Genomic DNA, 237 nt, shown 5'->3' on the forward strand with positions numbered 1-237 from the left:
ACTCTCCGTCTACTTCTTCCTGCAGATCGCCGTGATCATCACGGTCTGCCAGCTCGTGGGCCGGCTGGCGCAGAAGCTCGGGCAGCCGCAGGTGGTGGGGGAGATGATCGCCGGCGTCGCGCTGGGGCCGTCGCTGCTGGGCATGGCGTTTCCGGAGGTGCAGCGCGCGCTCTTCCCGAAGGAAACGCTGGGCATGCTCTACGTCGGCGGGCAGCTGGGCGTGGGCATGTACATGTT

General features: G+C 67.1%; 1 protein-coding gene. It reads left to right on the forward strand.

Annotated features, from left to right (window positions below; translation table 11 throughout):
• Positions 1-237, forward strand: a 237-nt coding sequence (locus CVH10_RS24305) for a cation:proton antiporter (RefSeq protein ID WP_181244758.1), incomplete at both ends; no start/stop codon positions are given.

It is taken from the genome of Halomonas sp. ND22Bw, from assembly GCF_003011945.1.
Lineage (GTDB): Bacteria > Pseudomonadota > Gammaproteobacteria > Pseudomonadales > Halomonadaceae > Halomonas > Halomonas halophila.